Source organism: Vibrio sp. 1557 (assembly GCF_033340175.1).
In the GTDB taxonomy this organism is placed as follows: Bacteria; Pseudomonadota; Gammaproteobacteria; order Enterobacterales; family Vibrionaceae; genus Vibrio; species Vibrio alginolyticus.
This window is the reverse complement of record NZ_JAWOVZ010000001.1, coordinates 257,475-278,135: the sequence shown is the minus strand read 5'-3', so window position 1 is coordinate 278,135 and position 20,661 is coordinate 257,475. Positions and strand designations below refer to the sequence as shown.

17 protein-coding genes, 2 pseudogenes and 1 riboswitch are annotated in these 20,661 nt (G+C 42.3%); of the genes and pseudogenes, 7 read left to right on the top strand and 12 right to left on the bottom strand.

Going from position 1 to position 20,661, the window contains the following annotated elements; translation table 11 throughout:
* Positions 1-48 precede the first annotated feature (48 nt).
* Positions 49-897: a pirin family protein gene (locus R7070_RS01335; RefSeq protein ID WP_017635146.1), complete on the bottom strand. Its 849-nt coding sequence runs from the start codon at positions 895-897 to the stop codon at positions 49-51.
* A 401-nt stretch (positions 898-1,298) separates the two neighbouring features.
* On the opposite strand from R7070_RS01335, the gene R7070_RS01330 reads away from it, so the two are divergent.
* The 5 genes from R7070_RS01330 to R7070_RS01310 all read left to right on the top strand — a co-directional run bounded on the left by R7070_RS01330 (position 1,299) and on the right by R7070_RS01310 (position 4,192).
* Complete coding sequence (locus R7070_RS01330; protein ID WP_005373691.1) at positions 1,299-1,508, top strand: cold-shock protein; 210 nt, start codon at positions 1,299-1,301, stop codon at positions 1,506-1,508.
* Positions 1,509-1,748: 240 nt separating this feature from the next.
* A complete protein-coding gene (locus R7070_RS01325) occupies positions 1,749-1,958 on the top strand; it encodes a hypothetical protein (protein WP_005373692.1) in 210 nt (69 codons plus the stop codon).
* 50 nt (positions 1,959-2,008) lie between these two features.
* On the top strand, positions 2,009-2,149 hold the full coding sequence (locus tag R7070_RS01320) for a PA3496 family putative envelope integrity protein (protein ID WP_005373694.1): 141 nt from the start codon (positions 2,009-2,011) through the stop codon (positions 2,147-2,149).
* 237 nt (positions 2,150-2,386) lie between these two features.
* Positions 2,387-2,486, top strand: a riboswitch (purine riboswitch).
* Between the two features lie 89 nt (positions 2,487-2,575).
* Positions 2,576-3,592 (top strand): adenosine deaminase, encoded by a 1,017-nt coding sequence (locus R7070_RS01315; protein WP_017819853.1) that lies wholly within the window; start codon positions 2,576-2,578, stop codon positions 3,590-3,592.
* A gap of 126 nt (positions 3,593-3,718) precedes the next feature.
* A complete protein-coding gene (locus R7070_RS01310; protein ID WP_005373699.1) occupies positions 3,719-4,192 on the top strand; it encodes a peroxiredoxin in 474 nt (157 codons plus the stop codon).
* Positions 4,193-4,241: 49 nt separating this feature from the next.
* Here R7070_RS01310 and R7070_RS01305 read toward each other — a convergent pair whose 3' ends face one another.
* From R7070_RS01305 to yghU, 3 genes are all read right to left on the bottom strand, one after another.
* Entirely contained in the window at positions 4,242-4,649 is a 408-nt protein-coding gene (locus R7070_RS01305) for an SPOR domain-containing protein (RefSeq protein WP_005373701.1), read from the bottom strand.
* Between the two features lie 211 nt (positions 4,650-4,860).
* Positions 4,861-6,030: a D-alanyl-D-alanine carboxypeptidase family protein gene (locus R7070_RS01300; RefSeq protein WP_053304564.1), complete on the bottom strand. Its 1,170-nt coding sequence runs from the start codon at positions 6,028-6,030 to the stop codon at positions 4,861-4,863.
* Between the two features lie 1,183 nt (positions 6,031-7,213).
* Complete coding sequence (yghU, locus tag R7070_RS01295; RefSeq protein ID WP_005373705.1) at positions 7,214-8,071, bottom strand: glutathione-dependent disulfide-bond oxidoreductase; 858 nt, start codon at positions 8,069-8,071, stop codon at positions 7,214-7,216.
* A gap of 253 nt (positions 8,072-8,324) precedes the next feature.
* Here yghU and R7070_RS01290 point away from each other — a divergent pair.
* Positions 8,325-8,444, top strand: a pseudogene (locus R7070_RS01290) (dihydrofolate reductase); the annotation flags it as partial.
* Positions 8,445-8,508: 64 nt separating this feature from the next.
* Here the strand turns inward: R7070_RS01290 and R7070_RS01285 are convergent.
* The 3 genes from R7070_RS01285 to R7070_RS01275 all read right to left on the bottom strand — a co-directional run bounded on the left by R7070_RS01285 (position 8,509) and on the right by R7070_RS01275 (position 12,523).
* Positions 8,509-9,963, bottom strand: a complete 1,455-nt coding sequence (locus R7070_RS01285; protein ID WP_065275169.1) for a sucrose-6-phosphate hydrolase — start codon at positions 9,961-9,963, stop codon at positions 8,509-8,511.
* A gap of 31 nt (positions 9,964-9,994) precedes the next feature.
* Positions 9,995-10,918: an aminoimidazole riboside kinase gene (locus R7070_RS01280; protein ID WP_065275168.1), complete on the bottom strand. Its 924-nt coding sequence runs from the start codon at positions 10,916-10,918 to the stop codon at positions 9,995-9,997.
* 165 nt (positions 10,919-11,083) lie between these two features.
* The gene (locus R7070_RS01275) at positions 11,084-12,523 is read right to left on the bottom strand and encodes a sucrose-specific PTS transporter subunit IIBC (RefSeq protein ID WP_085569165.1); all 1,440 of its coding nucleotides are present in this window, start codon (positions 12,521-12,523) and stop codon (positions 11,084-11,086) included.
* A gap of 235 nt (positions 12,524-12,758) precedes the next feature.
* On the opposite strand from R7070_RS01275, the gene R7070_RS01270 reads away from it, so the two are divergent.
* Positions 12,759-13,745, top strand: a complete 987-nt coding sequence (locus R7070_RS01270) for a LacI family DNA-binding transcriptional regulator (protein ID WP_017819847.1) — start codon at positions 12,759-12,761, stop codon at positions 13,743-13,745.
* Between the two features lie 63 nt (positions 13,746-13,808).
* Here R7070_RS01270 and R7070_RS01265 read toward each other — a convergent pair whose 3' ends face one another.
* The 5 genes and pseudogenes from R7070_RS01265 to R7070_RS01245 form a co-directional block, all read right to left on the bottom strand.
* Entirely contained in the window at positions 13,809-15,182 is a 1,374-nt protein-coding gene (locus tag R7070_RS01265) for a carbohydrate porin (RefSeq protein ID WP_031777226.1), read from the bottom strand.
* 740 nt (positions 15,183-15,922) lie between these two features.
* Positions 15,923-16,801, bottom strand: a complete 879-nt coding sequence (locus tag R7070_RS01260; protein WP_017819845.1) for an alpha/beta hydrolase — start codon at positions 16,799-16,801, stop codon at positions 15,923-15,925.
* Positions 16,802-16,833: 32 nt separating this feature from the next.
* Positions 16,834-18,777: a TonB-dependent receptor domain-containing protein gene (locus R7070_RS01255; RefSeq protein ID WP_033906196.1), complete on the bottom strand. Its 1,944-nt coding sequence runs from the start codon at positions 18,775-18,777 to the stop codon at positions 16,834-16,836.
* 151 nt (positions 18,778-18,928) lie between these two features.
* Entirely contained in the window at positions 18,929-19,882 is a 954-nt protein-coding gene (locus R7070_RS01250) for a LysR family transcriptional regulator (protein WP_017819843.1), read from the bottom strand.
* 253 nt (positions 19,883-20,135) lie between these two features.
* A pseudogene (locus R7070_RS01245) lies at positions 20,136-20,405 on the bottom strand (transposase); the annotation flags it as partial.
* Between the last annotated feature and the right edge of the window lie 256 nt (positions 20,406-20,661).

Below are 20,661 nucleotides of genomic sequence, written 5' to 3'. Positions count from 1 at the left end.
ACTGTTTTAATTTGCTCGCTAACTGAGAAAGCGAGTAGGCTGTCAAAACTAGTAAGTTTCAAACAACCCAGAGTTGTAGTCTTGGATGGCTTGTTCTATCTCTTCCATGCTATTCATGACAAAAGGGCCATAATGCACCACGGGTTCATTAATTGGCTCACCTATAAAGATCAGTGCACCACTCTCTTTTTCGGCCTGCAATTCAACCCATTCACCTTTCGATAAAATGGCCATTTCGCCTTGATTGATCTCACGACCTTTTAATTGAATACGACCTTTATAGACATAGAGCATCATGTTGTTGTCTTGATCCGTGTTCAAATTCAAAGCTTGACCACCCATCGCTCTCCAATCGGCTACCGTGGCAGCAACACCTGTCTCTGTTAGCGGCCCCTGAATTCGTTCGTTGTTTATAGTCATATGACCCGCAATCAAACGTACAACCCCCGTATTCGGAGTATCAAACTCAGTGATCGTTTCAGGTTGAAAGTCATGATATTGAGCTGGCTGCATCTTATTTTTCGCAGGCTGGTTAATCCAAATTTGGAAACCATGCAGTTCGCCTTCCTTCATAATAGGCATTTCGCTATGGATGACGCCTCTTCCTGCTGCCATCCACTGTGCACCACCGGAACGAAGCTCGCCAACATTATCCATATGATCACGATGCTGGAAATGACCTTTCAACATATAAGTAAGCGTCTCGATACCGCGGTGCGGATGCGGAGGGAAACCGCCGATATAGTCAGCACGGTCTTCTGATTTGAGTTCATCCATCATCAAAAATGGAGAAAAGCTAGCATGATTGAAACCCGCTACTCGGCGAATTTTCACTCCATCACCATCAGCAGTAGGTTGCGCAGGAATAAGCTGACGAATTTCTCTGAATGTACTCATACTAGTTCTCCTAGTTTATCTTTGTGACCGCTTGCAAATCGCATGTTCAATCTATGGCTATCGATAAGGTTCTATTTTAGGTTGATGAGCTAAAATTATGAGCCATACTATTCGTTCTACTTATTCAACTTTTTCGAACAATACAATTTATCGAGTTAATAATGAGCACATTTAATTTATCTAAAATAAATGTAGCTATTTTCTAAACAAGGTGTATAGTGTGCCTTGGCTCTTAGAAGAGAGCTGTTAATGCAACATTTAGTTTAAGTTTCCTCTCAGTAAAATCTTGAATCCCCAATTCAGACACCTGCGTACAACTTCCTCTTGATTGAACATTCAATAGCTTAGAAAAGATCCACAAAACAAATCATAATTTTAATGTTTAATTCAAAGGTATTTTTATGTCTAAAGTAACTGGTTCAGTAAAATGGTTTAACGAAACTAAAGGCTTCGGTTTTCTATCTCAAGACAACGGCGGCCAAGATGTATTCGTACACTTTAACGCTATCGTTTCTGACGGTTTCAAAACACTGACTGAAGGTCAGAAAGTAAGCTTCAATGTAGAGCAAGGTAAAAAAGGTCCTCAAGCGACTGAAGTAACTCCTCTATAAGACTGCTTTTCTTGGTGTAGCATGCCCATGCTGCACCAAACCTCTCTCCTTCAAAAATATTCTTTCATCAATCACTCAGCCTAATTTTAGGCATTGCTTTGTGCTATCTAAAATAAACTGAATAGTACTGCTTAATTTATTATTTATAGGAAAAATCATGTCCTCAAAAAGAACTGGCCGTCAAAGGCATTGGTATCAATTACTTAACAAAGAGAAAATCACTAAAAAACAGGAGAATAAATGTTAGAAATTGAATTTAATTTAGAACAACCTCAAACCTCTTGGAACGCTAAAATACATCAATTAAATGGTGATATTTTACGAAGACACGTATTACCGAAACTTCTTTCTCATAGCTTTATGATCGATTTTGAATATTGTGAGAAAACGCAATCTGGAACTATTCTCTGTGATTCAGGTTCAAAGTTAGGAAGTTTTACTGTTAACTGATTCAGTTTTCATGCATTAATGGATAATGCAACTAATTTGGAAGGTATCCAATGGCTAGAAAAAGTAAGAAGCAGTCAGAAAAAGACAAAAAAGAGTCTGAACAAAACGCGGCGGCGATAAAGCAGAAAACTCGACGCCGCATAGAAGACATTATGGAACAAAGAGAATTTGATAAGTTATTCGATCTATAAATGCTCTCTAGTGCTTTCTCTGCCTTTATCGTTGTGCAAGGTACCGCCACCTACCTGTGCTCAAACGAATCTCCACTCTTTTAGACTACTCTTCTAATTACACGTGCCTCTCACACACGCAAAAACAACTGGCTCCTCTATACTCAAGTGACTTGCAAATAGTCGTTTCGCTCACAGGAAACCCCGTGACTAATGACAGCTAGGTTATTTGCGTATAGCCAAAGCGATATTTTTGCGTATAATCCCTCTCGTTTGCTTCGTATAACCCCAATGATATGGTTTGGGGGTCTCTACCAGTTCCCGCAAAGTGCTGATTACGAAGAGTTGAGATCATCGTGGGTCTTACTCTTTGTGATAGCGTTCGATTTATTTCTATCTATACCTATTCTTAGAGTAACTGCATCCACAATACACATAAGGTGGAATATGAACGCATTTATTCAAGGTCTTCCAAAAGTAGAGCTGCACTTACATATCGAAGGTTCACTTGAGCCGGAACTCTTATTCAAATTAGCAAAACGAAACGGCATCGAGATCCCTTACTCTTCTCCGAGTGAACTACGCAGCGCATATCAGTTCACAGACTTACAATCATTTCTCGACCTCTATTACCAAGGAGCGGGAGTTCTGCGTACGGAGCAAGATTTTTACGATCTCACTTGGGAATACTTACTGCACTGTAAAGAAGACAACGTTATTCATACCGAAATCTTTTTTGACCCTCAAACACACACAGAACGCGGCATAGACTTTGACACTGTTATCAATGGAATCGCTCGTGCGCTAAAAGATGGTCACGAAAAACTTGGCATTACTTCGCAAATTATTGCGTGTTTTCTCCGTCACCTTTCAGAAGAGAGCGCCATAGAGACCCTGCAGGCTATTCTGAAACACCGTGATAAGATCATTGGTGTTGGGCTAGATTCTTCAGAACAAGGTCATCCGCCAGCTAAATTCAAGCGCGTATTTAAACAAGCAGTAGAAGAAGGCTTACTTACCGTTGCTCACGCAGGTGAAGAAGGCCCCGCACAAAATATTAGCGATGCAATTGAAATGCTTTACGTGAGCCGCGTGGATCACGGTGTTCGCTGTGTTGATGATGAAGCATTAGTTGAATCCTTAATCGAAAGCCAAATGCCACTGACAGTGTGTCCGTTATCGAATCTTAAGCTATGTGTATTCGACGATATGAAAGATCACAATATTGTGGATTTGCTACGAAAAGGTGTCGCCGTAACGATTAACTCAGACGATCCTGTGTACTTTGGTGGCTACATGACGGATAACTTTCTGGCCGTCAACAACGCACATCCAATGAGTAAGAGTGAACTTGCCCAATTTACAATGAACGCGATTGATGCCAGCTTTATCGATAACGAGTTAAAGGCGAAATATCGTCACCTTGTTAGCCAATACGTAAACCAGCACGAAGCGTTGCAATAAAGGCATCAGTACCACGCCTTAGGTCAAACGCGTAGGTATTAAAACCCTACAAAGACTCTGTGGTTAACCGCATTTATAAACGCTAGACTGAGAAAACTAAACTAGCACACAAAAAGGAATAGAATCATGATTCAACAAGGCCAAGCTCTACCAGTTGCAACTCTAAGTGAGTTGACGGCCGATGGTATGGTTAACCACGACGTTACAGAACTGTTTGCGAACAAGAAAGTCGTACTCTTTGCTGTACCTGGCGCATTCACCCCTACCTGTTCAGAAGCTCATCTACCAGGCTATGTAGTATTAGCTGATGAGCTAAAGGCAAAAGGTGTTGATTTAATTGCGTGCGTTTCTGTAAACGATGCATTTGTGATGCAAGCGTGGGGCGAAGCTCAAAACGCTTCTGAGATTCTGATGTTGGGTGATGGCGACGCTAGCTTTACTAAAGCATTGGGTCTTGAAATGGATACAGGCGGCTTTGGTGGTATTCGCTCACAACGTTACGCGATGATCATTGAAAACGGCACAGTGACTAAGCTTAACGTTGAAGAGCCAAAAGAGTTTGAAGCAAGCAAAGCAGAAACGATTTTAGCGGCGCTTTAAGCTTACTCCTAAATACAAAAACGGAAGCCATCGCTTCCGTTTTTTTTGGCTAACGCATTCTCACAACACTCGTTTGTTGCTTACGCTGCATTTCCGCAAAAGTCAGCACAAACGGGGATGACTGCTTTACACGGCTTGGTAATGAAGAAAGCGCATTGTAGGCATCCTGTTTCGTTTTAAAATCACCAACAGTTACCGTATACCAACGCGTGCCTCGGCTGTTTTTCCAGTTAACCCAAACCGGATGCTTAGGATCGATATAGCGAATATAATCTTTCACATCTTTTTCTTGCTTTAGCGCGAGTACCTGCATCGTGTAATGGTTTGGGTTTAAATAACCATATGCATCCTGAGAGGTCATGACTCCAACACATTGGCCGCTATCGACCTCCTGCTGGTAAGGCATAGCGCAGCCCATGAGCGATAAAATCAATGTCAAAGATAAAATCTTGTGCACGTGTCACTCCATTCTTGTTCTAGTTTCTTTTCTCTCGCACCCAAAAACACAAAACGCTCTTGGTCAGGTAAAACACACCCTTACAAGAAGGCCTGCGTTTTAACGCAACGAGTATTCCAAAAACGTAAGGCGACCACGTTGGCCGCCTTAGTAAATTGATTTAATAGAACATTAACAAGATAGAGTGATATAGACAGAAGTTCGCTACTGTTTAGAACCAGCTAGCGACCAATTGCTTAAACCAGTCTAAAATTCGCTTGAATAAACTGCCTTCCTCCACTGACTCCAATGCAACTAGCTCGGCTTCATTTACGACCTTACCTTCGACTTTGTAAAGCACTTTACCAACCACTTGTTGCTCAGAAATTGGCGCAACTAAATCACCGTTGTATTCAACTTCCGCTTGCAGATTTTTTACATCTCCTTTTGGCAAAGTGAGATAAACATCGTTAGCTACGCCGACAGTAAGCTCGTCTTTTTCGCCCATCCAAACTCGAGCTTTCGCAAGTTCCGCACCCGCCTCAGTCGGCATTACCGTATCGTAAAAGCGGAAGCCATAACTCAACAGCTGCTTGCTTTCTGATTCACGAACATTCTCGCTCTTCGCTCCCATCACTACGGCAATCAAACGCATATCACCTTGTGTTGCAGAAGTCGCTAGACTATAACCCGCACCGCTTGTATAACCAGTTTTCATGCCATCGACATTCATACTACGATCACGAAGCAAGCCATTACGGTTGTATTGAGTGATGCCATTGTAAGTAAACGAGGTTTCGCTATACAGCGGATAGATATCAGGTAAGTCACGAATAATCGCTTGGCCCAACTTGGCAATATCATAAGGTGTCGAATATAAACCGTCACTGTCTAGGCCGTGAGGGTTGGTGAATGCCGTGTTAGACAATTCAAGCTTGGCGGCCCAACTATTCATCAAACTCACAAACCCTGATTCACTTCCCGCAACATGCTCAGCAATAGCAACACTGGCATCGTTACCAGATTGAACAATCAGACCACGGTATAAGTCAGACAAAGAAACGGAAGTATTGACTTCAATAAACATTTTTGAAGAATCTGGGAAGTTTTTTGCCCAAGCATTTCGGCTGATGACAACCTCATCATTCAACGTAATATTGCCTGTATTAATTTCTTGACCAGCTACATAAGCAGTCATCAACTTCGTTAAACTCGCGGGGTTTAAACGTTTGTGGGCATCACGTTCAACCAGTACTTTCCCCGTATGGAAGTCCATCAAAACATAACCACGAGAACTGAGTTCCGGCGCATTTGGCACAACTGAAGGCGCAGCATAAGCCAACGAGGATACAGCAGCGAACCCTGTAATTAACACTGTGTGTAATATAGTACTTTTTCTCATCATGACATCTTATCTTAGTCGCATTTAAGGCTTACAAACGGTACCCGAATGAATTCAAAGCGCGGGATTACCTAGTTAAAAAACGAGTATATTGAAACGGCGCTCAGTTACAGCCACCTTGTTACGATTGGTTACTTTTACTCAATGTTTGTCGAAAATAATGAGAGGTAGGTAGAGCTTTCGTCTTGAAGAATGAAACAGGAGCGAAAATAATTCCGTAACGCTATGTTTTTTGAGAGGAGAGAAAAAGCGCGCAAGTCAATTCAGGGAGTAAGTTGGTATAGGAAAAGTAGTTGAGCTTTTATCCATATCTAAATAGGAAACAACAAAAACAATCAACAATAAGCCCAGCTAATTACTTACCAAGAAAACATATTAAAAACGCATCATAAAATCGCAATTAATTATCGATAAATTTAAAAACCTCAGATTATAATTTATGTAAATTTCATTTATTATTAAATCGGAGAAAAGTACAGCTTTCCTTTCTTAAAACTAAGAGACGATTTTCTCGATGTTTTTAGGTTTATCTCATCAGAGAACTTGGTATAACAGTGAGGGATAAGGCATCCGGACTTAGCGCGAAAGGATAACCCACTGTTATTTAAGTTCACACGCTGCTTTTTAATGACTAGAGACTTTAAACTGCGGCTACCTTCGGTTTGTGTGGCTATTCTTTGACGTATCCCAACCCAGTACGACTCAAACGACGACATCATACATATCCTCTTTCATGATATAAGTATTAATAATTAAGCATCGCTAAAAGCTAAGCTTGTCATAAATAAAAGTATTAGAAATTAATTTTATTTCATCAAAACAAATCAACCCGCATATTCCACACAAATTTAGTGGTTATGTCAAATATTAGTTATCATTAATTTTATTTATAATGAATATAAAATCAGTTTATAAATTTCTAATAATTTAATTATTAGAAATCAAAATAACCAGCCCATATTTAATATGAAGGTGTGAGTCTTGTTTCGCATCATAATATATAAATATATTAAAGATTCATCTACAAACTAAATGCTCTTCAATAGGTGATATAAATTAGAATTTCGAGACTAAATGAGAATAAAAATAGCGCACCGTATATGGTGCGCTATAGATTTGATTAAGGTCACTGTATAAGCATAGATAAAACTAAACTCATTTGACGTAGCTAGGCCAAGATTGCTTATGGTTTAAGTTTCAATACTTTATCAATATCTTCTGCGCTGTGGCGCTCAGGTAACTGCTCCCATTCTTCACCCCATGAACGGTTCACAATTCGACCACGTTTTACCGCTTCACGCTCATCAATTACTTTTGCCCAACGCACAACGTTTTTGTAGCTTTCTACGTCTAAGAATTCAGCCGCATCGTAAGCACGACCCAACACAAGGTTGCCGTACCATGGCCATGTTGCGATATCAGCGATGCTGTACTCATCGCCACCTAGGAATTCATTGTTCGCAAGACGCTTGTCTAATACATCTAACTGACGTTTTGCTTCCATTGTAAAGCGGTTGATTGGGTACTCGAACTTCTCTGGTGCGTACGCATAGAAGTGACCAAAACCACCGCCTAGATATGGCGCAGAACCTTGCAGCCAGAATAACCAGTTCATTACCTCAGCACGCTTAGCGCCTTCTTTTGGTAAGAAATGATCAAACTTCTCTGCTAGATAAAACAAGATGTTGCCAGATTCAAACACGTTCACTGGCTCAGAACCCGAACGGTCAACCAATGCCGGAATTTTTGAGTTTGGGTTAACAGCCACAAAGCCAGAGCCAAACTGGTCGCCATCGCCAATCTTAATCAGGTATGCATCGTATTCTGCTGCCGTTACGCCAGCCGCCAAAAGCTCTTCAAACATGATCGTCACTTTCTGACCATTTGGGGTACCCATTGAGTAAAGTTGGAATGGGTGCTCACCAACTGGAAGCTCTTGCTCATGACGTGCGCCAGAATCCGGACGGTTGATGCTCGCCCACTGACCGCCGTTTTCATTATCGTTTGTCCAAACTTTTGGTGGAATGTATTCGTTAGCCATTGTTTTCCCTTATTGTGTTTGAATGCATCTTCAAACTGACGGGTCTTACGCGCCAGCAAGCATTATTAACATCACCTCTTCGCCAACTGCGATTAGGCATACTCAAGATATTAGGTCGAATTCGCTAAATAAAAGTCCTGCAATCTCTTTTAGTTAGAACCTTTGGTTATGGGATTTTCTTTCACGCTATAAGTAAAAACGTCGCGATAATGTGAACTAGGTTCGAGATGCCAACGATGAGTAAGCTACACTCGGCGGCGCACCTCTATTTGGGGATTTAGAACAACCGCTAAACTTCAAAGTCACCAAGAGTGAAGTTGTTTTGGATACTTTAGTTCAAACGACCTACGTGCGTGATAGGCAGTTAAGTTAGATAGTTAGAAAGAAAAACGCCCTTCACTAAATCAATGAAGGGCGTTTTAATGTATTCGAAACCGTTACTTAGCTGATTCAAACAAACCAGAAATACCTTTCAAAGGGAAAAGCCTTGCTTGCTCCAACCCTCTCAACGTTACCGTATTCAGGTCATCAATAAAGAAACGACTGGTCATCGTGTGTTTGCCACCATTAATGAAAATCTCGATGACAGAATTGTCGATATATATATCAATCGTCTGCTTAGCGTCCAATCTTGGTGCTTTTCGAATGCTACCAAATTCTTCTGCGTACAAATGAGACATGTGACGACGGTCCAGCATAAACTCGTGCTTTGTCGCACTAAAGACGATGTTGTCACCTTTGAGGTTACTCAGCTCAAGTTCAAAGCCATCGCCCTCAAGGTCTAATTGGATCAAACAACTTGTGCTTTCCAGTGTATGGGACTGTGCAAAGACTACCTCTTCTTTTCTTAAACTCTCCAATTCAGGGAGTGGAGTTTGAACAAGAAAACCATCTTTCAACGTTAGTTCTCTAGGAAGAGACAACATTCCTGCCCACTGGTGTGTGACCGATGGCGTGTCGATTTCTGGCAACCCTATCCATGCAATAAGAATGCGACGCCCGTTCTCATCTAAATAGGTTTGTGGGGCGTAGAAATCAAACCCATAATCTGGCTGTAAAATATCTTGGTGGTTTTCTAAAGTCATCGACTCTAGGTTCAACTGATCACCCACGATATACGCGACAGAATAGATGTTTTTGAAATCATAAGGATTACTACTGCTCACGCCCTGTGGAGAAAACAGCATCACCGATTGACCATTAATCTCAAATAAATCAGGACACTCCCACATGTACCCAAGGTCAGAGAACTTGGTCTTGATAGGACCTTTATGCTGCCACGTTTTCAAATCTTTGCTTTGATAGAGCGCCATAGAACCATGCTCGGTTTTGGTTTGAGCACCCACCACCATCAAATAGTCGTCGCCTTTCTTCCAAACTTTTGGATCACGAAAGTGCTCCGTGTAATGTTCGTTCTCAATGACCACACCATGCTTTTCAATGTTGCCGTTTGAATCCATGGTGGCAAAACACTGTGTTGGGATTCGATTCCAGTTTTGGTCACGCTTGTTGCCAGTAAAAAACAGCAAAGCCTTGTTGTTTTCCACCAAAGCACCACCAGAATAAACACCATGTGAATCGTAGTCTTGGTCGGGATGAAGACCAACACCATGATCAGTAAAATGGATGAAGTCTTTAGTAGAAAGGTGGTACCAATACTTCATTCCATGGACTGGCCCCACAGGAGTCCACTGGTAAAAGATGTGGTGCTCACCATTGAAATAGCACAACCCATTTGGGTCATTTAACAGCCCAAATCTAGGGGCGATATGAAAACTAGGAAAGCCTTTATCTTGCTGACGTGAAAGTGTCATTTCTTCGATATCACACTGAGGGATTTGCTCAAGTCGGCGATATCTTTGCTCTACAGTCCAACGGTTGTTTAAGCTCATAATTTTTCTCAACTGAAATTGGATCTGGAGATCATTGCCCAATAAATTGCAGCAATTCTGTCTGGGTCGGAAGTGCGGTCATTGCGCCTTTTTGCGTCGTCGCTAATGCACCACAGCCATTTGCCCATTGAATCGCAGAGCTAACAACAGGATGATTTTTCCAATCGTCATACCGAGACAGGCATGCCAGTAGCCCTCCGACAAAAGCATCACCCGCACCTGTGGTATCAATCGGACTAACGACTTGACCTGTGATCAGTTCACTCTGACTTTCAAAGACGCGCCAAACACCTTTCGCACCTTGTGTCACCAAGACCAAAGCAATATTCAAAGAGGCTATTTGTTTTAAACCTTGCGCCATCGATGTTGAGTCAGTTAAGAACAAAAGCTCTTCTTCAGAGAACTTAACCACATCGGCCATCGCTACAGCCTTCATCACGACAGCTTGGATTTCTGACTGGTCTTGCCACACTTCATCACGCAAGTTAGGGTCAAAGCTAATGAAACCACCAGCGGCTTTTGCTCTTTTGATCGCCTCAAATGTGCTGCTTCGACTTGGCTCATTTGCCAGTGAAATCGAGCAGACATGCAGCCAATCACCTTGCTTAAAGTTAGGGATGTCTTCAACAGACATAAACTGATCAGCGCTCGGTTTTACCATAAACGTAAAGCTGCGTTCACCTTGATCATCTAAATCCACCACCACTGTTGATGTTCTTTGCTCTGGGTCTTTAACGAGAAACTCCGTGCTCACGCCCTCTTGATCGAGCGTTGATTGCATGAAGCGACCAAATGGGTCATCACCCACACGTCCAAAAAACGCACTCTTACCAGATAGACGAGCAATAGCTACGGCGACATTCGCTGGTGCACCACCGGGACATTTGAGTAAAGAAGTCTCAGATTCCGGTATTAGATCGACAACAGCATCACCAGTTACCCACACTTGATTCATCTTGCTTACCTTGAAATTAAAGCCCTGATAGTCCAACGTGTTGAACACCTTCACTACCAAGTAAAAATTGAAAAAGGCTAGCCAAGCCATTAGTGCTTGGCTAGCACCCCAAACATTTAGGAAAAGAAGTGGATTTTGGGGGACTCCACCCCTAAGGAGTTCAGATTAAGCCGCTGCTTTTCTACCGACTTTAGCGCGGTCACGCATACCAAGAACAATGGTGAGAACAAATGCGGTCAAGAACGCGATCACCATACCCGCGATGTAGTACCCAATCTTCTCTGGCGTAATGGAAATGATGCCTGGAAGACCAGCTGCGCCCAATGCCTGAGCTTTCACATTAAACATTGTGATGAACGCACTTGATAACGCCGCAGCGCAAACTGCCGCAATAAATGGGTAACGTAGTTTTAAGTTAACACCAAACATAGCCGGTTCTGTAATACCCAGCAAACCCGTAACACCAGATGGAATCGCAATACCTTTCATCTTCTTATCTTTGCTCATCACGCCCACCGCCAACGCTGCCGCTCCTTGAGAAACGTTAGACATCGCCGCAATAGGAAAGATAAAGGTGCCGCCCGTCGTCGCAATATCCGCAAGAAGTTGAGTTTCAATCGCAATGAAGCTGTGATGCATACCAGTAATAACAAACGGCGCATAAATAAGACCAAATACCGCACCACCAACAAAGCCAGCAGTGTTGTATAGCCAGTTCAGACCATCACCTAATAGGAAACCGATATCACGCGTGAATGGACCGACGACAGTAAACGTCAGCAAACCCGCTATGAAAATCGCCAGTAATGGCGTTAAAAGGTTGTCTAAAACAGAAGGTATGACTTTACGTAAGCCTAGCTCAACCTTCGCAAGAATGAATGCCGATACCAAAACCGGTAACACTGAACCTTGGTAACCCACTTTTTGGATTTCAAAACCAAGAATATTCCAAACCGGAATGTTGCCAGACACAGATGCGCCGCCGAATCCCCAACCATTCAGCAAGTCAGGGTGAACCATCAACATACCTAGCGCTGCCCCTAAATATGGGTTGCCGCCAAACTTCTTGCTGGCTGAAAATGCCAACAGGATAGGCAGGTAAACAAACGGCGCGTTTGCAAACGTGTTGATCATGTTCGCCAAGTCTGTCAGTCCTGGGTTGGCATCAATCAAAGATTTGCCATCAATGAACAAGCCTTGGGCAGTCAATAGGTTATAGATACCCATCAACAAACCACCAGCGACGATTGCTGGAATGATTGGGACGAAAATATCAGACAGCCCTTTCACCGCGCGCTGAACAATGTTTTGTTTCTCTGCGCCAGCAGACGCAACGTCGTTGGTGGACATTTCACTCATACCCGTCAACTTCGCCATTTCTGCATAAACTTGGTTTACGATGCCTGATCCAAAAATGATTTGGTACTGACCCGCAACTTTGAACCGCCCTTTTACCCCTTCAAGGTTATCAATCGCTTGTTCATCTATTTTTTGCTCATCTGCAACGGCAAGGCGTAAGCGTGTCGCACAATGCGCAAGTGCGGTGATGTTGCTTTTACCACCTAATAGAGTTAACAACTCTTTTGCTACTGCCGGATAATTCATTTCATACCCCATTGGATTATTATCTGAGCTTGCGAAATTTTCGGGAACGTTTGCAAAACAGATTTTTGCTCAATAAAACCAAATGATCAAAGATAAAGCAGAGAGAATGTGAGAATGATCGTCAAATTCTCTCCCTAAGAGCAGTATAGGAGGTTAGAATCGCTACTTATCAAAGAGCTTTTCATCTTCTCTTTGCAAACAATCCCAAAAACGAAAAACAGAATGGATAGGAACAATGGCGAGTCTGCATGATGTCGCCCGTCTGGCTGGCGTATCAAAATCAACAGTGTCACGGGTTATAAACGATGAGTATGGCGTAAAAGAAGCGACAAAACAGAAGGTCCGCCAAGCAGTAGCGGAGTGTGGCTATGTGCCGAACCAAGTCGCTAAAGATCTAAAATCTCAAAAGACCAATCTGGTTGGTGTCATTGTTCCTCGGGTTTCCTCTCATGCCACATCCCAAGGTGTCGATGGATTAACCGATGTCCTTGAAAAAGCCGGGAAACATGTCTTACTTGCTAGCACTCACCAAGCCCACGAAAAAGAACTGGAGTACATTCAGATCTTTAACCAAAAACGGGTTGAAGGGATCATTCTTTACGCCACCCACCTCGATTCCAAACTGGTAAAAGCAATTCAAAACTCAGCCGTTCCAGTTGTGCTCGTCGGTCAAGATGGTTCCATGTTTAATATTCCAAGCATCATTCATGATGACGCACGAGTAGGGTTTGAAGCGGGAAATAGACTGGTTGCAAAAGGTTGCCAAACCATGGGTTTTATTGGTGTGCAAGGTGACGATATCGCGGTAGATAAGCAACGCTCTGAAGGATTTGTTCAAGCGCTACAGCATCATGGTTTTGAGATCGCCTTCCATGCTCGTGGTGACTTTACCATCGATTCTGGCTATTCATTGGCAAAACAACACTTAACAAAGAACCCTAAGCTAGATGGCTTGTTCTGTGCGACAGACCGTATTGCTATCGGTGCGATGAGAGCGATTCAAGAGCTCGGGTTAACACCGGGTAAAGACGTTTTAGTTCTAGGAGTTGGTGATGATGAGCTCGCATCAGTGTGCACCCCAACCTTATCAACATTTAACTATGCATTTGATAAAGCGGGTGAAAATGGTGCGAAACTGCTACTAGATAGAATTGCCAACAGAAGTTTTGAAATGAGTAAGATGGTACTAACATTCAAAACAATTGAGCGTCAGTCCTGTTAATGAAAAAGCGCCAACTGAAATCAGTTGGCGCTTTTCTTATTACTCTTTGTCGGTTAGATCCCTTTAGAACCAAGTTTCCATTTGCAGTGCAAACAGAACTTCACCACCATCACCCATCGTTGCAGCACCCGCATCCTGGCTAATCGAGTAGCCATTCAAGTCTTCGCTCCAATCAACGTAGCTAACTGCAAAACGTAGCTCCGGACGGTCAAAGAAACCTGCAGCGGTAGACATCTTAAGCGTTGGTGCAATTGTCGCTTTGTAAAAACTGCCACTTGCTTTATCAATCGCATTGTCTAGGTCCATGTATTGGTATGAGCCTTCATAAACCATCTCAAAGTTCTGCGTAAACTCTTGCGCTAAGCGGATGTTGAACGATGCCCACGTAAATTCATCATTTTTAGCAAAGCGATCTTGGCTGTGTTCTGCTAGCAACGCAGGTGCTACACGCCAGTTGTCGCCGATGCGTGTTACACCATAGCTAAACAAGCGTACGGCTTTTGCGTCTTCTAACAAATCTCCGTTTGAACCGATGCCTTTAAGTTCCGCACCCAGTCCATCACCCATCAAAATACCGGTTTTAGAGAAGCCTTCACTCATGCCAAAGAAGTTATCGCCATGGTAAGCAAACATCGCATGTAAACCTTTGTCCGCTCCGCCTTCTACGCGATCATTGTTATCAGCAGACGTCATGCCGCTCAGCATCAATTGCCAATTACCGAAGCGGTTGTTCATTGTCGCGATATAGTTTTCAACATCTGTTGACGAGCTATCAATCTCACCAAAATCACGACCATAGATCGAGAAGTTTGCTTTCCACGAATCGCTCATTTGGACGTCATACACACCAGCACCAGTACCAGATAAGAAAACAATATCCGAGTCAAAGAAGTGAATGTCAAAGTTATCACGGTCAAATCGTTTACCAGCCCAAAACGTCGCGTCAGCAAAAGCTCTTGATTCAGAGAACATACTCAACTTGTTTAGCTCAGCATATATCTGACGAACGTTTAATTGACTCTCGCTCGCCGTCCATTCGTTATTGGTTTCCGTACTATCTGCCAACATGATTCGGAACAATGCGCTGGAACCATCATCTGCAAAACGTTTGTGAATAAGGTTTGCTTCCACATAATGATCATCCTCTACCCCTAATCGCCCAACTGGAGCGCCAATAGCACCAGCTGCCGTCATGTAAGGACCAGTACCCACTGCACCATTCAGATCGTCATTAATCAGTAGCCCGGAACGAGCGTAGCCATGAAACTCAAAGCTTGAGGCTTTCTCATTTGCTTCTGTGGATGCTTTTTCTGTCTGCTCAAGTCTCTGTTCTAATTCATTAATTCGCTTTTCAAGAGCGTCAACATCTGTTGCTGCGAATGCAGGTGCAGTAACCATTCCAAGCGCTACTGCCATCGTCAAAGTGTGTAGTTTCATTTCCATAGTCTCACGTAAATTTATACTTAGGCATATTGCAAACGTTCCCAAGGAAAAATCGCAAACTTATGGTGACTTTAAATGTCCATCTAAAGCCTGAATTTCAGAGCGCTCGTACTCAGAGCGTCTCTACTACTTATATCAATGAGGGCGATAATATATAAACTTTTCGGGAACGTTACCTTTAAGAGGCCATTTTGTTACTTCTATCACGTTCAATTGTGTTACTTACAGAAAAATCATTAACCAGCGCACATTTGAATTAATTGTTAGCGCTAGAGGAAGTAGTTTGAAGGTGACAGGCTACAAAGAAGGAGTTTAATGTTCATTTGAGAGAATACTTCCTCGCTTCCCTATGCTACTTGATGGTAACTCATCTCTATTTATTGATGAAAAGTAGCAGCTAAGGTTGAACGTAACTAAGAGCGAAGCGGATCTCGATACCTCATTTCAAACAACTTGAAAGGCTGTTAAGACGAGATAAACGACCTTCATTTTCTGTGAAGAGCGCTTTGTTGTTCTAATTCAAGCTAACGAAACACTTTTTTGGACAGAAGTACGTTAGAATACATACCCTAAAGTAGTCATAGATTTATTCAACCACTGCCTGAAAATGAGCCAGCCGCTCCCATTAATCAGAATGATAAAATGCCCAATAGAGATACATGAAAAAGCCAACTGTAATCACAGTTGGCTCAGTATTTCCCCTTGAACTTTTAAGCCTTATATTGACTAGAGCGTTAGTTCGGAAAGTGTTTATTTAAGAAGTCCAAAACATGAGTAACGTACTTCTCGGTATCAAAGACAGGTGCACTGTGTCCTACACCTTCTTCAATGAAAAGTTGGTTAGTAACTCCATGCTCATCAAGCTTAGCCTTAAGTATCTCACTTTGAGATAGAGGCACTCGCTTATCCAAGGTGCCGTGTAACTGTATATATGGTGGAGTATTTTCATTCACATAACTCGTCGTTGATGCTTTCTTGGCAAGCTTTGGAATATTGTTTGGAATATCTCCTAAGAAACGAGATACAGACGATTTTTTGCTGGTTTTCTTGCCACCTTTATTACTTAACTCAAGTAAATCGGTAGGGCCAAAAAAGCTTACTACGGCTGAGACCTTGTACTTTGGTGGCTCATAGAAATCTACTTGGTTGTATGCCGAGTTAGTCGCACCAATAAAGCCAGCGAGGTGCCCGCCAGCAGAGCGTCCCATTATCACAACATTGTCCGCTTTAATACCGAGCTTTTCAGCATTGTCGTACAAATAGTTCAGTGCATCATTAATGTCTTGTACTGGTTGAGGAAAGATCGCTTCTCCACTTAAACGATAATCAACTGAAGCTAGCGCATAACCTTCATTCAACACAGACTGAAGTAATAATGGGTTCTTTTCTGGGATGGCGTCTTTGCTCCCACGTTTCCATGCACCACCATGTACCCAGACTAATAACGGGTACTGAGTATTTGATTCAACCGAAGGAGTATAAAGATCGAGTTTAATCTCTCTTTCACCTACAGTTTTGAACAAGATATCCTTCTCTACATTGAACTCCCCAGCCAAACAGACAAAGGGCATAAGTAGCAGAGAGGTCATCGCAGACTTAATTTTCGTATTCATTGTTTTGTTATTCGCTTAAAAAAGTAAGTAGATTAGAAAGTCGCTTCAGCAGCTAACCAGTAGCGTCGGCCATCTTCAATGTAGCCAAACTCTTCCTCTGTGATTTGCTCATCGAACAAGTTATAAACCGCTGCCATTAACTTCACATTCTTAGTTACACGCCAGTTCACACCGAGATCCACGTAAGTAATAGAAGGTGCCAACGTTCTTGTGCTATCACTAGTGATGTTGTTTTTCTCTTTGCCTTGATAGTTCATGCGGGCCCATGAAGCAACATCATCACGCACTGCCCAATCACCATTAAGTGAGAAGATATGTTCAGGTGCTTGTACAAGAGGCAAGCCATCATCATCGTCATTAGTGTTCTTTTCACTACGAGTATACGAGTAGGTTGCACTTAGTGTAATTGACTCTGTAATACCCTTAGATACGGAACTTTCTGCACCATAGCTGTTCGCATCATCAATGTTGACGTAAGTGCGGTCGCAACTTCTGCTATCAGTACACGTCGGATCGACAAACTCACTTTCGATCTTGTCTTTGAAGTCGCTGTAAAACAAAGTAATGTTTGCAGAAAGGTCTCGCTCATTAACGTAATACAGTCCCATCTCTGTATTGATGGAGGTTTCTGCTGTTAAGTCTGGATTACCGTAAATAGAACAACGCCCTCTACAGCTCTCTTGAACCCACTCTTCGTCCATTTGTGTCAAACTAGGTGCTCGATAACCCGTAGACACACCACCTTTTAGCGTCCAACTAGGGTCAATAGACCAGACCCCGTAAGCTCTTGGGCTAAATTGCCCGTCAAAGATCTCATTGTCGTCGTAACGTAAACCAAGGGTGAGAGCGAATGTATCCGTGAGATACCACTCGTCCTCAGCAAATACTGCCCATTGCTTGTTTTTAGAGGTCAATGACAGTTTATTATCAGTCAGATCCTTTTGCTCGAAAGATGCGCCCAGTGTTAAGTAGTGAGCATTAAGAGGCAGACCCCATTGCGTATTAATTTGACTATTCTCGACTTCTTTATCTGCACCGATATTTTTTACTGTTTCATTACTGATAAATGAAGAACTTGTACCCCAAGAGTAGTTTCCGTCGTGGCTAAAACCAATAGATTGGCGTTCATATTCTCGTACTGCAACTTGAGACTCTCGCTCCACTGATTTACCTAGAGTGGTCTCTCGCTCTTGGTTATGATTGGTGAACTCCAGAGTAAAAGTGTCATCCGAGGTAGGTGTGAGGTACAAAGAAGCTCGATAGTTGTCGAGTGTCTTACCTGCATAACCACCTTCAATTTCATCTTCTTTTCTTTCCTGATACAGTCCAGTCAAAGAAGTACTCAACAGACCATCAATGACAGGGCCAGCAAGGTAAAGCTGCCCTTGATAGCTATTTCCAGATTTTGAATTTTCTTGAAGCGTCGTTTCTGCACGCAAGCTTCCGTGCCACTCTTGATAATTTTTACGCGTAATAATATTAATCACACCCCCCAAAGCATCAGACCCATAAAGGGTTGACATAGGGCCACGTACAACTTCAATACGTTCAATTGCACTCAACGGGGGAAGCCAGTCTTGTTCAGTAAACGTACTACCATTAGTTTGAGTTTCTCGACCAGACTGCTTCCTGCCATCAACAAGAATGGCCGTATATTGAGCAGGCATACCTCGAATTGAGATATCTTGGCCATCACCACCTCCTGTAACGGTTACCCCAGGTATATCACTTAAAGCATCAGTCAAATCTTTATATGAGCGATTTTCAAGTTGCTCTCGGGTGAGAACACTTATTGTTGCTGGCGCTTCTGTGACATTCTGTTCGTAACCAGAGGCTGTAACCACTACGGTTTCCATTGCTGTTGTATTGATACCAGTCTCAGGTAACTGGTCATTTGCAACAACGACCATAGGTACAGTAATACAAGCAGAAACAACTGATGTAGAAAATAGAGAGTATGTGAAAAGAGGCTTCATATTGAATAGGCTTAAAATGTAATTGCATTTAATAATTATTATCAATTAAACCTGATTATCATAATCACTGACAAGTTAATCACTATCGAGAAAAGAGAATATCACTATCCAATATACGAATAGTTAACCACGAATTACCCGATATAAGCATTTAAGCTAAAGTATCGGTTCCAACATAGAGCTGTTTAAAGATCTCTCGTACCCATTCACACATAGGATCATCGTTAAAGCGTTTGTGCCAATATAGGAAGACTTCTTGAAAGTCCAACTGTAGCTCGGCAGGTACTTCTCGAACGATCAAGCGAGGGTCTTGACAAGCTGCCTCTGCAAAAGGTGTCGGTAGATGAAATATAATCTCAGTCTCCGCAGCGATACTTGGAGCAGAACTAAAGTTATTCAGTTGCACTGGCGCTGATAAACGCTTTTTTTTGTTCGCTAACCCTAGCTCTTGGTATTTATGCTCAAACGACAATCGCTTCTCACCCTGCAAAGAGACTTGTCCAAAGTCAAATTCGGCCAAACGCTCTGGAGTTAGCTCTAAATCGGCCAGTGGATGATAGCGGCTCATAAGCAAACGGAAAGTACGCTTAGCAACAACCATTCGATAGATATTTTGCTCAGAGCTTGGCGGTTGATGAGAGGAAAGTGCGAAATGAACATCTCCAGCCACCAACGCATCAAAATGACGTTTTGGTGCTGAGTCCAAACTGACCTTAAGGTTTGGAGCCTCTTGCCGAATCTTAGCGATAACCTTAGGCATTAAGGTATTAATCTGAGGAAGAAGGCCGTAAACCTTAACGGTGCTTGATACAGTGCTCGGATCAAACGAGTCTCTATGGGCAAGTTTTTCTAAACTGGTAATCACATTATTAATGTCTTGCCTTACTGACTCTGCTTTTGGAGTCAGTTCATAGCCGTATTTCTTGCGCACCAGTAATTCGTCATTAAAGAAAACTCTCATTTTTTGCAGTGCTCGACTTACCGCAGACTGGCTCATATTTAAAGCCATAGCGGTGTTAGATACATGCTTCTCTTCGAGCAAGTGCTTTAAAACAAAGAGCAAATTCAGATCAATTTGAGATAAGTTCACGTCAATACCACCCATCAAGCTTCCAGTAGGTGGTATAGTACATAAATCTCTAGAGTTTGTGGTAAGTGTTTTCGATACTACAAGGCACTATTGAAACACAAGTCTGGTAGCAGGACAGTTTCCGTGCTAACACGAAAAGGGGCAAAAGTGTGTTTCAGTTCTTAAATGGGGAAGTGTTTTCCTCATATTCCTCAACCAATACAGCTAGCCTTTCAAGTTTACAAATTAGTCTTATATTTGCTTTATCGAAAGGCATTGAGGTTACTTACCTTGGCGCGAGATTTTTTAAAGTGCTCAATACCGTGTTGTATGCGACATTCAACACTTGTACTGTTTCCCTAACGCCAGAGCTATTCATTGACATATCAACAATTTTTTCTTTTACATCTGGCTTGCGGGCTTCGTAAACTTAATCAAGTTAAAGCTCTTTCGACACTCGATACATCTGGAGCGAGGAAAGCCAGAATGCCCTTTTCCATGTTCACGAACGGGCTCTGGTTTTATTACAGAAACGACATTGAACTTGGATAGTAACCATGAGTTAAAAAACATCAGAAATCAGGTGGCTATATTAACATCTATCAACCGATTTGAGTTGTGACCAATGAAAGGATAGATAGTTAGGTTTTTATTGCGTAAATTATCGGTAAGATGAGGTCATATAACAGGCAATATGCCAGGTGTGTAGAATTATTCTATTTTAGGGATTTTGCTCTAAGTCTAAATGAATCTTTGCATTTCAATTTCAATAAAGCTTGGTTATTGATCATGTTTCTGAGTATGCGAATTATTAT